Origin of the sequence: Cylindrospermopsis curvispora GIHE-G1 (assembly GCF_014489415.1) — a bacterium.
Lineage (GTDB): Bacteria > Cyanobacteriota > Cyanobacteriia > Cyanobacteriales > Nostocaceae > Raphidiopsis > Raphidiopsis curvispora_A.
Window position 1 is genome coordinate 303,329 of record NZ_CP060822.1, and the last position, 17,173, is coordinate 320,501.

Annotated in this window: 18 protein-coding genes; 11 read left to right on the top strand and 7 right to left on the bottom strand. The window is 41.1% G+C overall.

What is annotated here, in order from left to right; translation table 11 throughout:
• Nucleotides 1-4: 4 nt before the first annotated feature.
• Together IAR63_RS01470 and IAR63_RS01475 are read right to left on the bottom strand one after the other, a co-directional pair.
• The gene (locus IAR63_RS01470) at nucleotides 5-1,756 is read right to left on the bottom strand and encodes an Rqc2 family fibronectin-binding protein (RefSeq protein ID WP_187706325.1); all 1,752 of its coding nucleotides are present in this window, start codon (nucleotides 1,754-1,756) and stop codon (nucleotides 5-7) included.
• Nucleotides 1,757-1,793: 37 nt separating this feature from the next.
• A complete protein-coding gene (locus IAR63_RS01475) occupies nucleotides 1,794-2,066 on the bottom strand; it encodes a hypothetical protein (protein ID WP_187706326.1) in 273 nt (90 codons plus the stop codon).
• Nucleotides 2,067-2,214: 148 nt separating this feature from the next.
• On the opposite strand from IAR63_RS01475, the gene IAR63_RS01480 reads away from it, so the two are divergent.
• The 5 genes from IAR63_RS01480 (at nucleotide 2,215) to IAR63_RS01500 (ending at nucleotide 5,593) form a co-directional block, all read left to right on the top strand.
• Complete coding sequence (locus IAR63_RS01480) at nucleotides 2,215-2,583, top strand: ferredoxin thioredoxin reductase catalytic beta subunit (RefSeq protein ID WP_187706327.1); 369 nt, start codon at nucleotides 2,215-2,217, stop codon at nucleotides 2,581-2,583.
• A 6-nt stretch (nucleotides 2,584-2,589) separates the two neighbouring features.
• The gene (locus tag IAR63_RS01485) at nucleotides 2,590-2,994 is read left to right on the top strand and encodes a DUF309 domain-containing protein (RefSeq protein ID WP_187706328.1); all 405 of its coding nucleotides are present in this window, start codon (nucleotides 2,590-2,592) and stop codon (nucleotides 2,992-2,994) included.
• A 65-nt stretch (nucleotides 2,995-3,059) separates the two neighbouring features.
• Complete coding sequence (locus IAR63_RS01490) at nucleotides 3,060-3,533, top strand: LptA/OstA family protein (protein WP_187706329.1); 474 nt, start codon at nucleotides 3,060-3,062, stop codon at nucleotides 3,531-3,533.
• A gap of 30 nt (nucleotides 3,534-3,563) precedes the next feature.
• Nucleotides 3,564-4,292, top strand: coding sequence for an LPS export ABC transporter ATP-binding protein (gene lptB / locus IAR63_RS01495; protein WP_006278624.1), 729 nt, complete (start codon nucleotides 3,564-3,566; stop codon nucleotides 4,290-4,292).
• Between the two features lie 185 nt (nucleotides 4,293-4,477).
• Nucleotides 4,478-5,593, top strand: a complete 1,116-nt coding sequence (locus IAR63_RS01500) for an LptF/LptG family permease (protein WP_187707306.1) — start codon at nucleotides 4,478-4,480, stop codon at nucleotides 5,591-5,593.
• Nucleotides 5,594-5,691: 98 nt separating this feature from the next.
• Here IAR63_RS01500 and IAR63_RS01505 read toward each other — a convergent pair whose 3' ends face one another.
• Nucleotides 5,692-9,531, bottom strand: coding sequence for a tetratricopeptide repeat protein (locus IAR63_RS01505; RefSeq protein ID WP_187706330.1), 3,840 nt, complete (start codon nucleotides 9,529-9,531; stop codon nucleotides 5,692-5,694).
• Between the two features lie 155 nt (nucleotides 9,532-9,686).
• Here IAR63_RS01505 and IAR63_RS01510 point away from each other — a divergent pair, with 155 nt between their 5' ends.
• Together IAR63_RS01510 and IAR63_RS01515 are read left to right on the top strand one after the other, a co-directional pair.
• A complete protein-coding gene (locus IAR63_RS01510) occupies nucleotides 9,687-9,971 on the top strand; it encodes an AAA family ATPase (RefSeq protein WP_235678321.1) in 285 nt (94 codons plus the stop codon).
• A complete protein-coding gene (locus IAR63_RS01515; protein WP_235678322.1) occupies nucleotides 9,952-10,614 on the top strand; it encodes a DUF4276 family protein in 663 nt (220 codons plus the stop codon). Before IAR63_RS01510 ends, IAR63_RS01515 begins: the two co-directional genes overlap by 20 nt.
• Nucleotides 10,615-10,625: 11 nt before the next feature.
• Here IAR63_RS01515 and trpB read toward each other — a convergent pair whose 3' ends face one another.
• The 4 genes from trpB to ndhC all read right to left on the bottom strand — a co-directional run bounded on the left by trpB (nucleotide 10,626) and on the right by ndhC (nucleotide 13,573).
• Nucleotides 10,626-11,867 carry a tryptophan synthase subunit beta gene (trpB, locus tag IAR63_RS01520; RefSeq protein ID WP_187706331.1) on the bottom strand — a complete coding sequence of 414 codons (1,242 nt, stop codon included), beginning with the start codon at nucleotides 11,865-11,867 and terminating at the stop codon, nucleotides 10,626-10,628.
• Nucleotides 11,868-11,977: 110 nt separating this feature from the next.
• Nucleotides 11,978-12,493: an NAD(P)H-quinone oxidoreductase subunit J gene (locus IAR63_RS01525; RefSeq protein ID WP_187706332.1), complete on the bottom strand. Its 516-nt coding sequence runs from the start codon at nucleotides 12,491-12,493 to the stop codon at nucleotides 11,978-11,980.
• The gene (ndhK, locus tag IAR63_RS01530) at nucleotides 12,486-13,220 is read right to left on the bottom strand and encodes a photosynthetic/respiratory NAD(P)H-quinone oxidoreductase subunit K (RefSeq protein ID WP_096545337.1); all 735 of its coding nucleotides are present in this window, start codon (nucleotides 13,218-13,220) and stop codon (nucleotides 12,486-12,488) included. Before ndhK ends, IAR63_RS01525 begins: the two co-directional genes overlap by 8 nt.
• Nucleotides 13,211-13,573, bottom strand: coding sequence for a photosynthetic/respiratory NAD(P)H-quinone oxidoreductase subunit C (ndhC, locus tag IAR63_RS01535; RefSeq protein WP_006278615.1), 363 nt, complete (start codon nucleotides 13,571-13,573; stop codon nucleotides 13,211-13,213). The genes ndhK and ndhC overlap by 10 nt, the downstream gene beginning before the upstream one ends.
• 198 nt (nucleotides 13,574-13,771) lie before the next feature.
• Between ndhC and IAR63_RS01540 the strand changes: the two genes are divergently transcribed.
• The 4 genes from IAR63_RS01540 to IAR63_RS01555 all read left to right on the top strand — a co-directional run bounded on the left by IAR63_RS01540 (nucleotide 13,772) and on the right by IAR63_RS01555 (nucleotide 17,147).
• Entirely contained in the window at nucleotides 13,772-14,116 is a 345-nt protein-coding gene (locus tag IAR63_RS01540; protein ID WP_096545339.1) for a rubredoxin, read from the top strand.
• Nucleotides 14,117-14,176: 60 nt separating this feature from the next.
• Entirely contained in the window at nucleotides 14,177-15,208 is a 1,032-nt protein-coding gene (locus IAR63_RS01545; protein WP_187706333.1) for a photosynthesis system II assembly factor Ycf48, read from the top strand.
• A gap of 71 nt (nucleotides 15,209-15,279) precedes the next feature.
• Nucleotides 15,280-16,590, top strand: a complete 1,311-nt coding sequence (locus IAR63_RS01550; protein ID WP_187706334.1) for a DNA cytosine methyltransferase — start codon at nucleotides 15,280-15,282, stop codon at nucleotides 16,588-16,590.
• A gap of 29 nt (nucleotides 16,591-16,619) precedes the next feature.
• Entirely contained in the window at nucleotides 16,620-17,147 is a 528-nt protein-coding gene (locus IAR63_RS01555; protein WP_187706335.1) for a DUF2085 domain-containing protein, read from the top strand.
• The last annotated feature ends 26 nt before the right edge of the window (nucleotides 17,148-17,173 follow it).

A 17,173-nucleotide genomic window follows, 5' to 3' on the forward strand; every position in this document is an offset into this window, starting at 1 on the left:
ACTTCTATACTCCCTGCTGCAAGTGATTAATTACCTGACTAATTTTCCCTGGGTTACCCCATATAATTTTCTCTTGCTTGTAAATTACTAGTCCTGGCTTGGCACCTTTGGGTTTATATACTCTATTGGGTCGAGTATACACTACGGGAACCTGTTCGCTATGACGAGCGCGACTAAAATAGGCTGCTATGTTGGCTGTATATTTTAAATCCGCTTCTTCAGGAACTGTGCCAGGTGGCAATCTCAATAAAACATGACTTCCGGGTATTTCCTGCGCGTGAAACCACAGGTCATAATCCCCTGCTACTCTAAATGTTAAATAATCATTCTGATGATTATTACGACCAATTAAAATTTCTAACCCACTGGGGGTGCGATAATGGTGAAAATTATGGCTGACTGTTTCACTCTGACTGGGACGACGATATTCTAATTCCTCTAAGTACTTTTGTTCTATTAGTTCGTCTCTAATTTCTTCTATTGCTTCTAAATCTTCTTTTGTTTGATAATTATCTATTTGATTAGTAGTAGCTTCTACTTGCTCTAGATACTCTATCTCTCTATTTACTTCTAATAGTAAAGGATATACTGCATTTCGGGCGCGTTTCAATTTCTGATGTTGTTTATAAAACCGTTGGGCATTTTGCACAGCATTTTTGTCCGCTTCCAGGACAATTCTCTGGGGTTGATCTGTCTCAAAGTCCGGAAGGATAATTTCTGTCATACCTGGTTGCCATTGATGCAAGTGCGCCATTAACAAATCCGCTTGCCGTTTGTACTTATCCGCATCCTCTGACTGTTCTAACCTATCCCTAAACGCTTTGGCTTTATTATTTAACTTACCAAGAATATTTTGCAGTTTCTGGGTCAATTGATGGCGCAGCTGATAAAACCCTTGTCGATTAAGTTGCTGCGTATAATACTGATTAATTAATTCTTGAATGTTGTCAACTGATTGGATTTCACCCCATCCCACAACAGTATAACCTTGTTTTGTCCACGCCGGTTTAAAATCACCCTCCTCTAGTCTCCGTAACCACTCTTGCCATCTAGCAAATAGTGTGGACCAGTCTTGATTAGTTAAACTGGTAGTGCTGGTTTCAGGAGATATGTGGGCTACTAATAACAGAGAATCCAATAATGCAGCACTAACCCCACTATAACTCTTCAATATTTGCTTTTTAATACTCCCTGGGACTAAACTTACCCTTTCTTGCCATCTGGCTTCAGTTTCCTTTAAATTTGGTATATTCCCCGTAAGTTTGGGCGGAATTTCGTAGGGTTGACCGGTTTGAATAGGACGAACACTAGATTTTTGTTGACTCACCTGATGAGCAGCAGTAATGATTTCATTTTTAGCATCTGTAAGAATGACATTACTGTACTTACCCATAATTTCCACATACAGATGATAAAGGGGAGCTTCTCCTGGACGACGGGCAAATTTTAGGTCTATTACCCTTTCCCAAGGGGCGATAAATTCCATACCTACTAATGCTAACCCCCCTAACTGATGTATAAGCTGGTGACTAAAGGTAAAAGTATCTATAACACGTGGCGGTGGTTCGCCGATGCAAATACGCGTAGCTTGCGGATGCCATGATATGTCTAGCCAGTCCCGCTTTTTCATGGTCCGCAGGGCTAGAGATATGGTGTAGCGATCGCGCTGGTAGACCTGTTCTGTACGAGCTGGTAGCCAGTTAGTTCGGAGGTGGCTACAGATTGCGGTGAGGGTAGTGAAGTCGAGGGGTTGCAAGATAGTTAGAGAAGGTGCGGGAGAAGCTGGATAAGGATTATCCCCAGGGTGAGGGAATAGCTGTGGTGGATAAGATTTTACTGGCCATCAGTCTAATTCCAGTCTTACCACAATTGGGACAGGGGACTTCTAAGAACTGTGAGGATGTGATATCCACCTCACTCAAAATCCCTTGTCTACAATGCCAGCATTCAAATATAACCCTACTAACCGGTTGATTACAATCCAATACTTTAATGTGTTGTGAAGGGGTTGGTTGGCTTGATATCTTTCTGGGCCTGGGCAGTTGTTTAATTTCTTGAGTTTCCATGTTTTTGCTTGTGTGTTTTTGGGTAGGGGGAACTTAGCGGTTTATGTTCCAAGAAATCATTCTTAGTATAGCTCACCGGACAAACCAAAAACTTATCCCCAGCTATTGTACAATACAAAAAAATATTTAAATTATCAAAGCTGATCCGATGACCAACCCAGAAGTTAACACAAAATCCAGTGATAAAAGCTTAGAAGCAATGCGGCACTTTTCAGAACAGTACGCCAAACGGACTGGAACGTACTTTTGTTCAGAACCATCCGTGACAGCAGTGGTCATTGAAGGTTTAGCCAAGCACAAAGATGATTTAGGTGCACCATTGTGTCCTTGTCGTCATTATGAAGACAAACAAGCGGAAGTTAGCGCTGCCTATTGGAATTGTCCTTGTGTACCAATGCGGGAGCGCAAAGAATGCCACTGTATGCTTTTCTTGACTCCTGACAACGAATTTGCCGGGAAAAACTTACAAGAAATTTCCATGGCAACCATTAAAGAAGTACGAGACAGTATGGGATAATTTCCGATGAATGGAAATCAACCAGAAGAATTTTGGTTAGGTGTAGAACAGTTCAATGCTGGACAGTTCTACGCTTGTCATGATACCCTGGAAGCACTGTGGATAGAAGCAACAGAACCAGAAAAAACCTTGTATCAGGGAATTTTGCAAATTGCCGTGGCCTTGTATCATCTGGAAAATGGCAACTTGCGAGGAGCAATGATCCTTTTGGGTGAGGGTACGAATCGTTTACGTCGGTTTCCTGATGATAACGATTATGGGATTAATTTGCGGCAACTTTTAATTGATAGTGTGAACTTTTTAAGAGCCATTCAGCAGGGAAAACCAGAAGAAGTTTCAACGATGACTTTGCCTAAGATTGTCAGGTCAAATCCCCTGGATACTGATTCCAAAGTTAGCAAAACTCCATAGTCGAGAAACTTTAATTAGGGGAAAACGTCGAATGTTTCGTTGGCAAGATTTAGACTGAAAGACCTATGCTCAAATCACAAATGCACCGTCTGGGATTGGCTATAATGCTCCCTGTAACTATCATTATGGTTACCCTAACTGGTAAGCTATCCACGGCCCAATCTTCCGGGGGAAATCGCCCATTGACCATCCGTGCTGACATTCAAGAATATGATGCTAAAAGTCAAGTGATTACTGCCCGTGGTAATGTGCAGATGCTTTATCCTGCTCGTCGAATTCAAGCAACTGCTGCACAAGCCCAATATTTTAGCAAGGAACGTCGGATAGACTTTAGCGGTAATGTATATATTTTGCAGCAAGGTAATAATAGCATCAGAGCTGAAAAGGTTACTTATCTCATTGATGAGGGACGATTTATCGCCCTACCCCAATCTAACCGTCAGGTGGAATCAATTTATATGATAGAGGATGATGATTTGAGTCAACCAACTAGCAGACCAATTCCTAAGCAAGGTTCTAAAACTCGGTCTCCCCTCTAGTTACTATTAATCATTGCAAGAGCAGCGATAGTGAAAATCTTTCTGGAAAATATTCACAAGTCTTACAGTAAAAGAGTAATTGTCAATCGTGTTAGTCTTTCTGTATCTCAAGGTGAAATAGTTGGTTTGTTAGGACCCAATGGTGCTGGCAAAACAACGACGTTTTACATTGCTACAGGTTTAGAAAAACCAGATCAGGGCAAGGTATGGTTAGATGAACTAGATATTACTTCCATGGCTATGCACAAGAGGGCTAGATTGGGTCTTGGCTATCTCGCACAGGAAGCGAGCATTTTTCGTCAACTATCTGTAAAAGAAAATATACTTTTAGTCCTGGAGCAAACTAATGTGCCAAGACGAGAATGGTCTAGTAGACTACGAGAACTATTAACAGAATTTCGCCTGCAAAAAGTTGTTAATAGTAAGGGTATTCAACTTTCTGGAGGTGAACGACGACGCACAGAGTTAGCTAGAGCTTTAGCAGCAGGTAGGGAGGGTCCGAAATTTCTGTTTTTGGACGAACCCTTTGCTGGGGTTGACCCCATCGCGGTGGCCGAAATTCAGCAAATTGTTGCCCGATTAAGAGAGCGTGGTATGGGTATTTTAATCACTGATCACAATGTTAGAGAAACCTTGGCCATTACTGACAGAGCTTATATCATGCGGGAAGGACAAATCTTAGCCTTTGGCATTGCTGATGAACTATACAATAATCCTCTTGTTCGTCAATACTATTTAGGAAATCACTTTCTCCTTTAGAAACAATTAAACTAGTTCAACTGGTTATATTAATTATATAGAATTAACATCCCTTCTTGGTAATCATATTTCCCCTTAGTGCGATTGCGAAGATCGCCCAATTTTGTAGGTTAGGTTGAGGAACGAACCATCATATGCAAACCAAACCATTCTATACGATTAATTCCCTGGTGCCATTTTCTATTATGGATCGCTACTTAGCGATGCAGTTACTACCCATCTTTCTATTTGGTGTTGGTGCTTTTACCTCTGTAGTCTTAGCCATTGACAGTTTATTTGAGTTGTTGCGCAAAGTAGTAGAATCCGGACTACCAATTAACATTGCATTAAAAGTGTTTGTGCTGAAATTGCCCTACGTCATGGTTTATTCCTTTCCCATGTCCACTTTACTAGCAACTTTAATGACTTATAGTAAGTTATCCAGTGACAGTGAACTGATAGCTTTAAGAGGATGTGGTGTAAGCGTTTATCGAATGGTACTAACAGCAGTTTTGCTAAGTGGTTTAGTTACTGGAATGACCTATATATTTAATGAATATATTTCCCCTGCAGCCAATTATGAAGCTACTACTACCCTAGAAAGGGCATTAAAATCAGATCAACCATCATTTAAACAACAGAATATTTATTATCCAGAATATAGAGAAGAAAAAACAAAAGATGGTGGTACTAGTAGACTATTGGCTCGCTTATTTTATGCTGATGAATTTGATGGTAAAAAAATGAAGGGATTGACAATTATTGATCGCTCTCAAGCGGGAGTAAATCAAATTGTTGTATCTGAATCTGCCCAATGGAATGCATATAAACAAGTTTGGGACTTTTATAATGGCACCATTTATTTAGTTGCTCCTGATCGTTCCTATCGAAATATTTTGCGTTTTGAACATCAGCAATTACAATTGCCCAACACACCCTTAATTGTGGCTAAAAATAGTCGAGACTATGAAGAAATGAACATTGCCCAATCATTACAACAACTGGAAATAGAAAAGTTAGCAGGTAATCCCCAAAGAATTAAAAAATTGGAGGTAAGAATTCAACAAAAAATAGCCTTCCCCTTTATTTGTATAATTTTCGGTTTAGTTGGTTCAGCTATGGGAACCATCCCCCAACGCACTGGTAGGGGAAGAAGTTTTGGTGTCAGCATTATAGTCATTTTTATTTATTATTTATTACTGTCTGTTTGTGGAGCTTTAGCACAAGCGGAAATTTTATCTCCCTTTGTCGGTGCATGGTTACCTAATCTGTGTGGGTTAGGAATGGGAATTTTAATTCTTATGCAATTTTCCCAAAAGTAAGTGGGTGGGTGGAATTAAATATAAGATGAACATAGGATGGGTTTCGTTCCTCAACCCATCCTACAAATAATTGTGCCTCCTTACTTAGATGGGGCTATTTAACGATTTAAGTTTGAGCACATAACTCGGAAACCTAAGTTGTTCTTGTCAGAGAGGTGACGATTACGGGAACCACAACGACAGTGGTTGGCAGAATCACACCAAGAACCACCACGTAACACATGGCCGCGAAAAACACTAAAAATTCCCTTCTCAACCCATGGACTACCATCCTTTGGTATATCTTGGTAGTGATCATGCCAATGATCTAAACACCATTCCCAAACGTTCCCGTGCATATCGTATAATCCAAATGGGTTAGGAGGAAAACTTCCCACCTCCGTAGTTTGTTTGCGATATTTTCCTTGAGGTGCTAAACTATTCCCATGGTCTCCATGATAGTTGACCAGATCTGTGGTGATGGTGTCACCAAAATGAAATTCTGTGCTGGTTCCCCCTCTGCAAGCATATTCCCACTGTGCTTCACTAGGTAAGGTGTATATCTTCCCGGTAATCTGACTGAGTTTCTCGCAAAAATCAACTGCTTGACTCCACTTTACCCGTTCTACTGGGCGTTTGTCACCCTTGAAATAAGAAGGGTTATTTCCGGTAACAGCTTCATATTGTTCTTGTGTTATCTCGTATTTTCCCATGAAAAAACTGGGTATTGTGACTAAATGTTCAGCCATGTCCTCCGAGGTTCCCCGATTTTCAGCTGACTTGATGGTAAATGTCCCTCCCGGAATTTCTACCATTTCTAAGGTGATATCATCACCTAAATCCTCCAAAAAGTATATGGCACTAGCGTCACGTTTGATTATCTCTCCGGAATTTTTCTTACTAACTACTTCAAAGCTGAGGATTTTTAAGTTAAGGTAATTATGAGGTGTAATGGTCAGTGTTAATCCTCCCTTCTCCCAAAACTTGAGGTTGTCCGTTAGGTCTAAACTACCAAGACTTAAAGCTCGGTTAAAATCCTCTATTGCTCCCTGTCTATCTCCCAATTCGTAGCGAATGTTCCCTCGCATGTTATACGCTTCAACACAATTGGAGTTAATATTTAAAGCCTGATTTAAATTCTCTATTGCTTCTTGTTTATCTCCTAATTCATAGCAAACAATTGCTCGATTGTTGTATGCTTCTGCATAATGAGTATTTATTTGTAGAGCTTGACTAAAATCATCTTTAGCCCACTCCTTATCTCCTAAATCTCTGTAGGCAACTCCCCGATTGTTGTATGCTTGGGCGTGATTGGGATTAATATTTAAAGCTTGATTAAAATCTTCTATGGCTTTTTGCCTATTCCCCAGTTCATAGCGTACATATCCTCTATTAATATACGATTCTGTATAATTATAGGCAATTATAGTAGCTTGACTGAAATCTTCTATAGCCAATTGCCTCTCGCCCAAACAAATACGCACAATTCCCCTATTGTTATAGGCTTGGGCATAGTTAGAGTTAATATTAATAGCGTGATTGAAATCCTCCATTGCTCCCCGATTATCCCTCAACTCATAGCGAACAATTCCCCTATTGTTATAAGCTTGGGCATAATTGGGATTAATATTAAGAGTATGATTGAAATCCTCTATTGCTCCCTGGTAATCTCCCAGCTCATAGCGAACAATTCCCCGATTGTTGTAAGCATCAGCATAACTAGGGTCAATATCCAGACCATGATTGAAATCATTTATTGCTCCTTGGCTATCTCCTAACTTATAAAGGGCAGTTCCTCTGCCAATATAGGCATCAGCACAATTAGACTTAATTTCTAGAGCTTGAGTGTAATCATCTATTGCTCTCTGGTAGTTTGCTAAATCATAGTAAGCAATCCCCCGATTATAGTAGGCATCAGCATAATCAGGACTAATATTAATGGCTTCCGTATAATCATCTATTGCCGTTTGATAGTCTGCCATATGACTACGAACAATTCCTCGATTGTTATATACGTAAGCATAATCAGGATTAAGATTCAGGGCCTGGGTATAATCATCTATTGCTCCCTGGTTGTCTCCCAACTCACTTCGGGTCAGTCCCCGTGCAATGTAGGTTTCAGTATCATCAGGGTTAATATTGAGTGCTTGAGTATAATCATTTATCGCCCCTTGTTTATCTCCCAGTTCGCTGCGAAGCATTCCCCAAGCGTAGTGGGCTTGAGCATAATTAGGATTAATATTAATAGCTTGAGTATAATCATCTACCGCTCCTTGTTTATCTCCTAAGCTAGTGCGAGCAATTCCTCGGTTGTAGTAGGCTTGAGCATAGTTAGGATTAAGACTCAAGCTCTGGGTATAATCATCTATTGCTCCTTGTTTATCTCCTAGGTTAAAACGAGCAATTCCCCGACCGTAGTAGGCTTGAGCATAATTAGGATTAATATTAATGGCTTGGGTATAATCATCTATTGCTCCCTGGTTGTCTTCTAAATTAATGCGGGTAGTTCCCCAATTATAATAGGCTTCAGTATAGTTATAATCAACTCTGAGAGCTTGAATGTAATCATCTATTGCTCCTTGATAATTTCCCAAGTAAGTACGAATAGCTCCCCGATTATTATACGCTTGAGCATAATTGGGATCAATTCTGAGAGCTTGGGTGTAATCATCCATCGCCGCCTTTTTAGAACCCAGGTCACTACGAATTATGCCCCGGTTGTAATAGGCACTAGCAAACTTAGGATTAAGATTCAGGGCGCGGGTATAGTCGTCTATTGCTCCCTGCTTATCTCCTAATTGACTGCGAGCAACACCTCGATTATGGTATGCTTGGGCATAATTAGGATTAATTGTAATTGCCTGGTTGAAATCATTTATAGCTTCTTGGTAGTTTCCTAAGTCACAGTAAACAAATCCTCTGGCAGCATACCCATCGGCAAAGTGGGAGTTAATCCTGATAAGCTGATTAAAATCATCTATTGCTCCCTGCTTATCCCCCAAATCATATCTGGCAAGTCCCCGTCTAGTATAGGCATCAAAAAAAGCAGAATTAAGGTGAATAGCTTGGTTGAAATCATCTATTGCTTTTTGGTGATATCCCATGTCACCGTGACTAACCCCACGACCGTAATAAGCTAAAGCAAGATTGGGGTTAATATGAAGAGATTGGTTAAAATCCTCGATTGCTCCTCGCTTATCCTCCAAATTATATCTGGCAATTCCCCGCTCCATGTATGCCTGAGCAAGGTTAGAATTAAGACTTATAGACTGAGTAAAATCATTTATTGCCCCCCGATTGTCTCCTAAGTCGCTGCGGGCAATTCCTCGGCAAAGGTAGGTATGGGCATCCTCTTCCAGGTCAATTTCTAAAACTGCCTGATTACCTAGGGAGATAATATTGTCAGTCTGTCTTGGTGATAAGGTGCTAGAGATAGCCTGTAGTTGTGCTAAATGAACTGAAAATATGGGTAATGCCTGTTCAAATTCAATTTCTATATGTTCCAATATTTCCAACTCTGCCCTATTATCAACTGGACTAGAAGGACATATAAAGGGATTGGGGGTAAAGGTGGTGTCTCCACTAAATGTGCGATGAAACCAGATAGCTAACTCCCTAGCTATCTTTAATATAGTCAAAGCCTGACTAAAATCACTAGTATACTCATAGGTTGCTCTATCACTAACAACCCTAACTTGATGGAATAGAAGGGCTACCTTTTGTGGTAGGATTCGTTTGAACTCTAATTGGCGCAATAAATCTGCTTGGTTTTCAACAGTGGAATGGAAATTTCCCGTTCTAGCAGCAATTAATTGAGCTAAGGTTTCGCCCAAGTAGCGCAATTTAACCAGACAAGTGTTGGGTTTATGCCACACATAGCCCTCAGCCAAAATACCAAGACGTACTAACTGTAAATCCTGCGGTTGTAAAAACTGGAAGTTGACTGATTCTTTTGTCATAACTCAATTTGACCAGCGTGACACAAAATTAATGGTAGTGGATTGTGGGAGATACTTCAATATTACATTACTACACACCACTGATGACGGTCAATCTTAATCAAGCCCACGCTGGCACGAAAAATTACCTAAAACTTTTCTAGGAGGTGGACATCATGGCTGCTAAGACTTTTCCTATAAGTAGTCTCTCTATAAAAGGATACAAGTCTATCAAAAACCTTCAAGACTTCCCCCTGCGATCGCTCAATATTCTTATCGGTGCCAATGGCGCAGGAAAGAGTAATTTTGTCACATTTTTCGCAATGCTCAGTGAACTGGTAGAGCAGCGATTACAAGTTTGGGTACAAAAGCAGGGCGGTGCGGAGCGAGTTCTGAGCTTTGGAATCAGAGAGACTCCTGAGTTGTATTCTAGAATTTATTTTGCGCGGAATCAATTGTGAAGGACAGACAGAAGAAGATTTTATCAAAGAGGTATTGCGTCCCCATTTTTCCCAAAAGGGAATAGCAGTCTACCCCTCCCTCATTGGTAAGCCAGGTCACAAGGGAGGTAATTTCAAGATTGAACGCCTACTGAATGATGTGCGTAACCGCATCAAAGGGGACACAGAGGCTTTCTGTACTACTATGTTTGACTACTATGGTCTTCCCACCTCATTTCCTGGGAAGACTACAAGCACTGCGGGGATGACCTCAGAAGAAAAATCAAACATCCTGTGTCGGGAGCTAGCACAGGTGATTGAGAGTCAGCTTGGTCATTCTATTAGCAAACGTTTTATTCCCTACGTTCAAATGCACGAGTTTGAGGCGCTACTATTTAGCCATCCGATAATGTTTGCCAAGAGTATAGACAAACCTGCGATCGCATCGGAGTTATTAACCATTAGGAATAGTTTTGCTTCGCCAGAGGAGATAAATGATGGGCCGATGACAGCACCGAGCAAACGAATACTGACCCTCATTGCTGAGTATCAAAAGCCAATAATGGGCGTAATTGGCGCTCTTGAGATTAGTCTCCCCGTTCTGCGACATGAGTGTCAGCTTTTTAATAAATGGCTTTGCTGTCTGGAACAGTTATCTTCTTAGATTTTCAGATGTTACCCTGGAATAAGAAACTTAGCTGCTGTCTGTACATCCTTATCACCCCTACCAGAACAGTTAATCACAATTCGTGGACTACCTACTAACTGGGGACATAAAGTTTCTAAATAGGCGATCGCATGGGATGTTTCCAAAGCTGGTATAATCCCCTCCAATTGGGACAGTCTTTGAAAAGCCTCTAAAGCTTCCTTATCTGTTACGCTATAATATTCGGCTCTACCCGTATCCTTCATGTAACTGTGCTCTGGTCCAACACCGGGATAATCAAGTCCTGCACTAATAGAGTGTGGTTCAATAACCTGTCCCTCCCCGTCTTGTAGCAAATAACTCATGGCACCATGCAATACACCCACTTGTCCTTTGGTCAAAGTAGCAGCATGTTTACCAGTATCCACTCCTTCACCAGCTGCTTCTACACCAATTAATCGTACAGAAGGTTCTTTAACAAACTCATGGAAAAGTCCCATAGCATTAGAACCCCCTCCCACACAAGCCAAAAGAATATCTGGTAAACCGCCCCATTTTTCCATAGCTTGCTCCCGGGTTTCCCGACCAATCACAGCATGAAAGTCTCGCACCATCATGGGGTAAGGATGGGGACCAGCAACTGATCCTAGAATATAGTGAGTTGTTTCCACATTAGTCACCCAATCCCGAATGGCTTCAGACGTGGCATCTTTAAGAGTACCTGTTCCCGCAGCTACCCCTCTCACCTCCGCCCCCATTAGTCGCATTCTAAACACATTTAAAGATTGGCGTTCCATGTCATGAACGCCCATATAAATAACACATTTTAAACCAAACCTGGCGCATACCGTTGCTGTGGCTACCCCGTGCTGTCCTGCTCCGGTTTCAGCAATAATTCGCTGTTTACCCATGCGTTTGGCTAAAAGTACCTGACCAAGAGCATTATTAATTTTATGAGCACCTGTATGATTTAAATCCTCACGCTTTAAGTAAATTTGCGCTCCAGTACCATCGGGACGAGCATAATGAGCCGTAAGTCTTTGGGCAAAGTATAGAGGTGTGGAGCGTCCCACATAATCTTTTAATAAGATCTGTAATTCTGTCTGAAAATCCGGATCATGGCGGTAACGCTGATAAGCAGCTTCCAATTCAAACAAAGCTGGCATTAAAGTTTCTGGAACGTATTTGCCCCCAAAGCGACCAAAACGCCCCAGATTATCGGGGACAGAACTAGCTTGGGACAGGTTAGGAGAAAGGGGAGTAGTAATCACAGATTCAGTAAAAGGAGACAACAGGGTTAATTTTAAGAGTTAATTCTAATTCTATCTGCAATTATCTTGCAGATAGATATTGGTCTGGACAAGAGCATGAAAAATGCTACTTAATAAGCATCTTGCAACTCGTAGAAATCCGGTGAAATGTAGTCCTTACGTAAAGGCCAACCCACCCAATCTTCAGGCATGAGGATTCGTTTCAAATTGGGATGACCCTCATAAATAATACCAAACATGTCATAGGATTCCCGTTCTTGCCAGTCAGCAGTCCGCCAAATCCAGTACACAGATGGTACAACGGGATTCTCTCTGGGTAAGAATACCTTAATTCTTACTTCGGCTGGTTTATCAGCATCACTACTGACCTTAATCAAATGGTAAACACTAACCAAATCCTGCCCAGGACCTAAATCAATACCTCCTTGAAACTGGAGATAATTAAACCCATAAGCATATAAAGCCGTTGCGGTGGGTAGTAAAAAATCCGATGCCACCTTAATAATTTCTACACCGTTGACATCAGGATTTAAAGACTCATGGTCAAAGCCATTTTCCGTTAACCAGGTAGAAACCTGACCTGCAGGAACCAGTTTAGATTCCGCTTGAGATTCCACATCAGCCACGCTTTTGTTCCTCCTTTGTCCTAGATGTCAACAGTGCGGGTGGTACGGGCATACCAATTGCTTGGGTTAATTCCTTAGGTGGATTATAGCGAGTTTCTGATTGTAAATACTTACCAGTTAAAATCTCTGGAACTGGTTTCATGCTGTGAGTAGTACTGTAATAGCGATGGGTTTGCTTGATTTGATTCCGTTCCTGCATAGAATCATTAGCAATTTTCTTGCGCAACTTAATAATCGCGTCAATAATCGCTTCCGGACGAGGTGGACAACCGGGTAAATACACATCTACAGGAATCAACTTATCCACTCCCCGCACTGCACTAGGAGAGTCCACGCTAAACATACCACCAGTAATAGTACAAGCCCCCATAGCGATCACATACTTAGGTTCAGGCATTTGTTCATAAAGACGTACCAATTGGGGACCCATCTTCATGGTAATTGTGCCAGCAGTAATCAATAAATCAGCTTGACGGGGGCTAGAACGGGGAATTAACCCAAAACGGTCAAAGTCAAAACGAGAGCCAATTAGGGCAGCAAATTCGATGAAACAACAGGCCGTGCCAAATAACAAAGGCCACAAACTGGAAAGCCTGGCCCAGTTATAGAGGTCATCTACCGTGGTTAAGATCACATTTTCTGACAGTTCCTGAGTAACCGTGGGTCGCTCAATAGGATTAATAATTCTTTCTTTGTCCTGGGTGGTTAAATTAGAACCTACGACCATTCTAATGCTCCTTTACGCCATGCGTAAACTAATGCGACTACAAGAATCGCAATAAAAATCAATGCTTCTATAAATGCCAATAATCCTAAACGGTGGAAAGCCACCGCCCAGGGGTAAAGAAAAACTGTCTCCACGTCAAATACAACAAAGACCAGAGCAAACATATAGTAGCGAATGTTAAATTGAATCCAGGCACCACCAAAAGGTTCCATACCGGACTCATAAGTAGTGCGTCGTTCGGGACTGTAGCTACTAGGTCTCAGGATTTTAGATGCTGACAGCGCCAGGGCTGGAACTAGGCTACAAAGGATTAGGAAGCCTAGAAGATATTCGTAACCGCTAAGGACAAACACAATGGATATCTACCAAACTATGGGGAAAATAAGGCTGTGAGCTTCTTTTACATTATATCTTTTCGGCATGTCTGAAATCTAGAAAACAGACAGACTAAACTATTGGATTAGGTTTTGACAATTATCGAAAAGTTTTACAAATATAATGTCATAATTTTTAACGTATCTTTAAGATTTCCCCTCTAGGAGAATCCGACCATGAGTGAACAAGCTCAAGAAGCTCTGGAGACTCAGGCGCCAGACCGTTATGAGTGTCGCGCCTGCGGTTATGTTTATGAACCAGAGAAGGGAGATGATAAATATAATATCCCAGCAGGCACAGCTTTTGCCGACTTACCGACAAATTGGAATTGTCCAGTATGTAGTGCTAAGAAAGTGGCTTTTGCCAATATTGGTCCTACGGGCACTGCTTCTGGTTTCAAAGAGAACTTAGGTTACGGGTTTGGTGTTAATCAACTAACACCAGCGCAAAAAAACATCTTGATTTTTGGTGCCTTAGCCTTGGGATTCTTGTTTTTTATTAGTCTCTATGGCTTACAATGATAGCCCTTTGGGCCTAAAACCTGTAAAAATTCAACTCTTGATAAAGACTAAAACATACTGATGAGTTCAATAACAAAAAAGTGGCAAGGATTATTTGCCGTGTTACTAGTGGTGCTGACCTGTATTGCTTGTAGTAAGGTTCCATCTACCAGTTTTAACCCTTGGGAAATAATTAGTGTACCAACAGAGGAAAAACTGTTTGATATTGCTTTTACGGATGAGCCCAATCACGGTTATTTAGTAGGTAGCAATGCCACCCTATTAGAAACTAAAGATGGTGGAAACACTTGGCAGCGTTTAGAATTGGCAGTGGAAGAGCCAAAGTCTCGTTTTGACTCTATTAGTTTCGCTGGTCAAGAAGGTTGGATTGTGGGTGAACCCTCTGTACTACTACATACCACTGATGGCGGTAAATCTTGGTCTAGCTTACCTCTGAGTCAGAAACTACCTGGCAACCCTATTTTAGTAAAAGCTTTGGGCGAAAATGTGGCGGAAATGGCTACTGACGTGGGGGCAATATATAGGACCACAGATGGCGGTTTAAACTGGAAGGCCCAGGTAGAAACCGCTGTGGGTGTGGTGCGCAATTTAGAGCGTTCTAGTGACGGCAAATATATTGCTGTTTCCGCTAAGGGTAGTTTTTATTCTGTTTGGGAACCGGGTATGACTGCTTGGGAACCTCATAATCGCAATAGTTCCCGACGGTTGGAAAATATGGGTTTTGCTGATAAGGGTCAATTGTGGTTGTTAGCAAGGGGTGGTCAGGTGCAATTTAGTGACCCAGCTAAACCAGATGAGTGGTTAGAAGCTGCATATCCCGAGTTGTCTACCAGTTGGGGGTTATTAGATTTAGCTTATCGCACACCCCAGGAAATCTGGATTGGTGGTGGTAGTGGTAATTTATTACGCAGCACCGATGGCGGTCAAACTTGGGCAAAAGACCGAGAAGTAGAAGAAGTTGCTGCTAATTTATATAAGGTTGTATTTTTCAACCCTGATCAAGGTTTTATCATCGCTGATCATGGTGTGTTGCTTAAATATAATCCTCATAATCCCAACGAGGAAAATACCACCCCAGCTGATGCGGTTTAGTTGATGGTTTAGTAGCCAGAACGCCATCAACTATTTATATAGCGTTCTGGCACAAGCCATAATTCATAAAAATGAACCAAAATAAGGAAAGACAAAAAAGAAGACCAATTGCCATTGATTTATTTTCTGGAGCGGGTGGACTTTCTCTGGGAATGGAGTCTGCTGGTTTTGAGGTGGTGATATCTATTGAAATTGATCCCGTTCACAGTGCCATTCACAACTATAATTTTCCCAATTGTGCTAATATTTGTCGAGACATATCAAATGTGTCTAGCGAAGAGTTATGGAATATTTTATATGATAAAGATATAAGTGAAGTTGATTTATTAGCTGGGGGACCCCCCTGTCAAGGATTTTCCCAAATGGGACGCAGACAAATAGAAGATCCCAGAAATAAATTAGTGTTTGAATATGTAAGAGTTGTCAGAGATATCAAACCAAGGTACTTTATTTTTGAAAATGTTCCTGGTATAGTATCTGGCAAGCATAAGGGATTTATAGAGGATCTTTGTCAGGAATTTATCCAGATAGGGTATAATACTATTGTCCCGGTCTTAATTTTGAATGCAGCGGATTTTGGTGTAGCTCAAAACAGATCTCGTTTAATTTTGCTCGGTTGGCGCAAGGACATGCTAAAACCAGTATATCCCGAGATTCTGTTTGAAAAACCCACAGTAGATGGTAAAAGTAGGGACCTATCTTCTCTACCACCATGGCTAGGAGCATCAGACGTGTTGAGCGATTTGGAGGGTGTTTCAGTTTTTATTGGCAAAGATGAAGGGATCAGTCCTCATAAATTGAACTATTGTGGACCCCGATCTAACTTTTCCTTTGATCCCAATGGTGTGTTTGACCTATGTCACAGAAGAACCTTTACCGAAAAATTAATTTACGGTCACTTGTCCTCTACCCACACAGAACAATCAATCATCAGATTTCAGAATGTTCCCCAAGGAGTAGTAGAACCAACAACTAGGCTCTTCAAATTACATCCTTATAAACCCTCTAACACACTTAGAGCTGGTACAGATAGTAAACGAGGTGCACATACTGCGCCTCGACCCATACATTACTCTCATCCACGTTGTATTTCCATCCGCGAAGCTGCAAGATTACATTCCTTTCCGGACTGGTTTCAGTTTCATAGGACTATTTGGCATGGACATAGACAGATTGGTAATTCTGTACCTCCCCTATTAGCTAAGGAAATTTCCCAAAGCTTAATTGAGCTTTTAGATTATGACCTCAGCAAGATTCCCGTGGAGAATTTACCAACTTCAGATCCAGGACTTCTTTCTTTAACTATGCACCAGGCTTGTAATTTATTTGACGTGCCTAAGGATGTGATAGGAAAGCGGAATCGTAACAAAGGAACCACCTAAAATGGTTCACTAACAATATTAAACAATATATGTCACATTCTATCCTTCAACAAAATATAACACAAAATAAAATTAGTCGGGTCAGCTTTTTTGCGGACTTTCTCTTAGCAGGAATGGTATTGGGTCCATTCTTAGCTCCCTTCTTGGCCGCATCTAATGTATTTGTACTACAAATTATCAGTAATATAATTTATTTCATAGGTGATCATGTTTGTCCTCAACCTGAAACTGGTTTGGAATTAGCGCCTCCTTACATTATGTCGGTTTGTATGCGGTGTTATGGAACAGTTACGGGATTATTAATAACACGTGTTTTGTATGGTCTAACCCGGGGGAAAGGAGTTTTTTGGTTGCACCAGTATGGTTGGATGGGCGCATCCGTGGCTACGATTTTGATGACAGCTTATCCTTGGGAGTTAGCTGCTGAGGTTTTTGGTTTGTGGGAGTTTAATAATTATGTTGTTACTCCCTTTGGTTTGGTTACCGGTTTGGCTTGGGGGTTGTTTGCTATGCCAATTTTACATTCTAGTAAGACAACTTTTGAATCTAAATACTAGTCAAATCTGTTGTTACTATTTACAGT

Excerpts from the sequence above, each read along its gene's own strand:
- IAR63_RS01500 (WP_187707306.1), top strand. The coding sequence starts at position 4,478 with ATGGATCGCTACTTAGCGATGCAGTTACTACCCATCTTTCTATTTGGT.
- IAR63_RS01550 (WP_187706334.1), top strand. The coding sequence starts at position 15,280 with ATGAACCAAAATAAGGAAAGACAAAAAAGAAGACCAATTGCCATTGAT.
- IAR63_RS01490 (WP_187706329.1), top strand. The coding sequence starts at position 3,060 with ATGCTCAAATCACAAATGCACCGTCTGGGATTGGCTATAATGCTCCCT.
- IAR63_RS01540 (WP_096545339.1), top strand. The coding sequence starts at position 13,772 with ATGAGTGAACAAGCTCAAGAAGCTCTGGAGACTCAGGCGCCAGACCGT.
- IAR63_RS01555 (WP_187706335.1), top strand. The coding sequence starts at position 16,620 with ATGTCACATTCTATCCTTCAACAAAATATAACACAAAATAAAATTAGT.
- IAR63_RS01485 (WP_187706328.1), top strand. The coding sequence starts at position 2,590 with ATGAATGGAAATCAACCAGAAGAATTTTGGTTAGGTGTAGAACAGTTC.
- IAR63_RS01510 (WP_235678321.1), top strand. The coding sequence starts at position 9,687 with ATGGCTGCTAAGACTTTTCCTATAAGTAGTCTCTCTATAAAAGGATAC.
- IAR63_RS01475 (WP_187706326.1), bottom strand. The coding sequence starts at position 2,066 with ATGGAAACTCAAGAAATTAAACAACTGCCCAGGCCCAGAAAGATATCA.
- IAR63_RS01505 (WP_187706330.1), bottom strand. The coding sequence starts at position 9,531 with ATGACAAAAGAATCAGTCAACTTCCAGTTTTTACAACCGCAGGATTTA.
- IAR63_RS01545 (WP_187706333.1), top strand. The coding sequence starts at position 14,177 with ATGAGTTCAATAACAAAAAAGTGGCAAGGATTATTTGCCGTGTTACTA.
- ndhK (WP_096545337.1), bottom strand. The coding sequence starts at position 13,220 with ATGGTCGTAGGTTCTAATTTAACCACCCAGGACAAAGAAAGAATTATT.
- IAR63_RS01480 (WP_187706327.1), top strand. The coding sequence starts at position 2,215 with ATGACCAACCCAGAAGTTAACACAAAATCCAGTGATAAAAGCTTAGAA.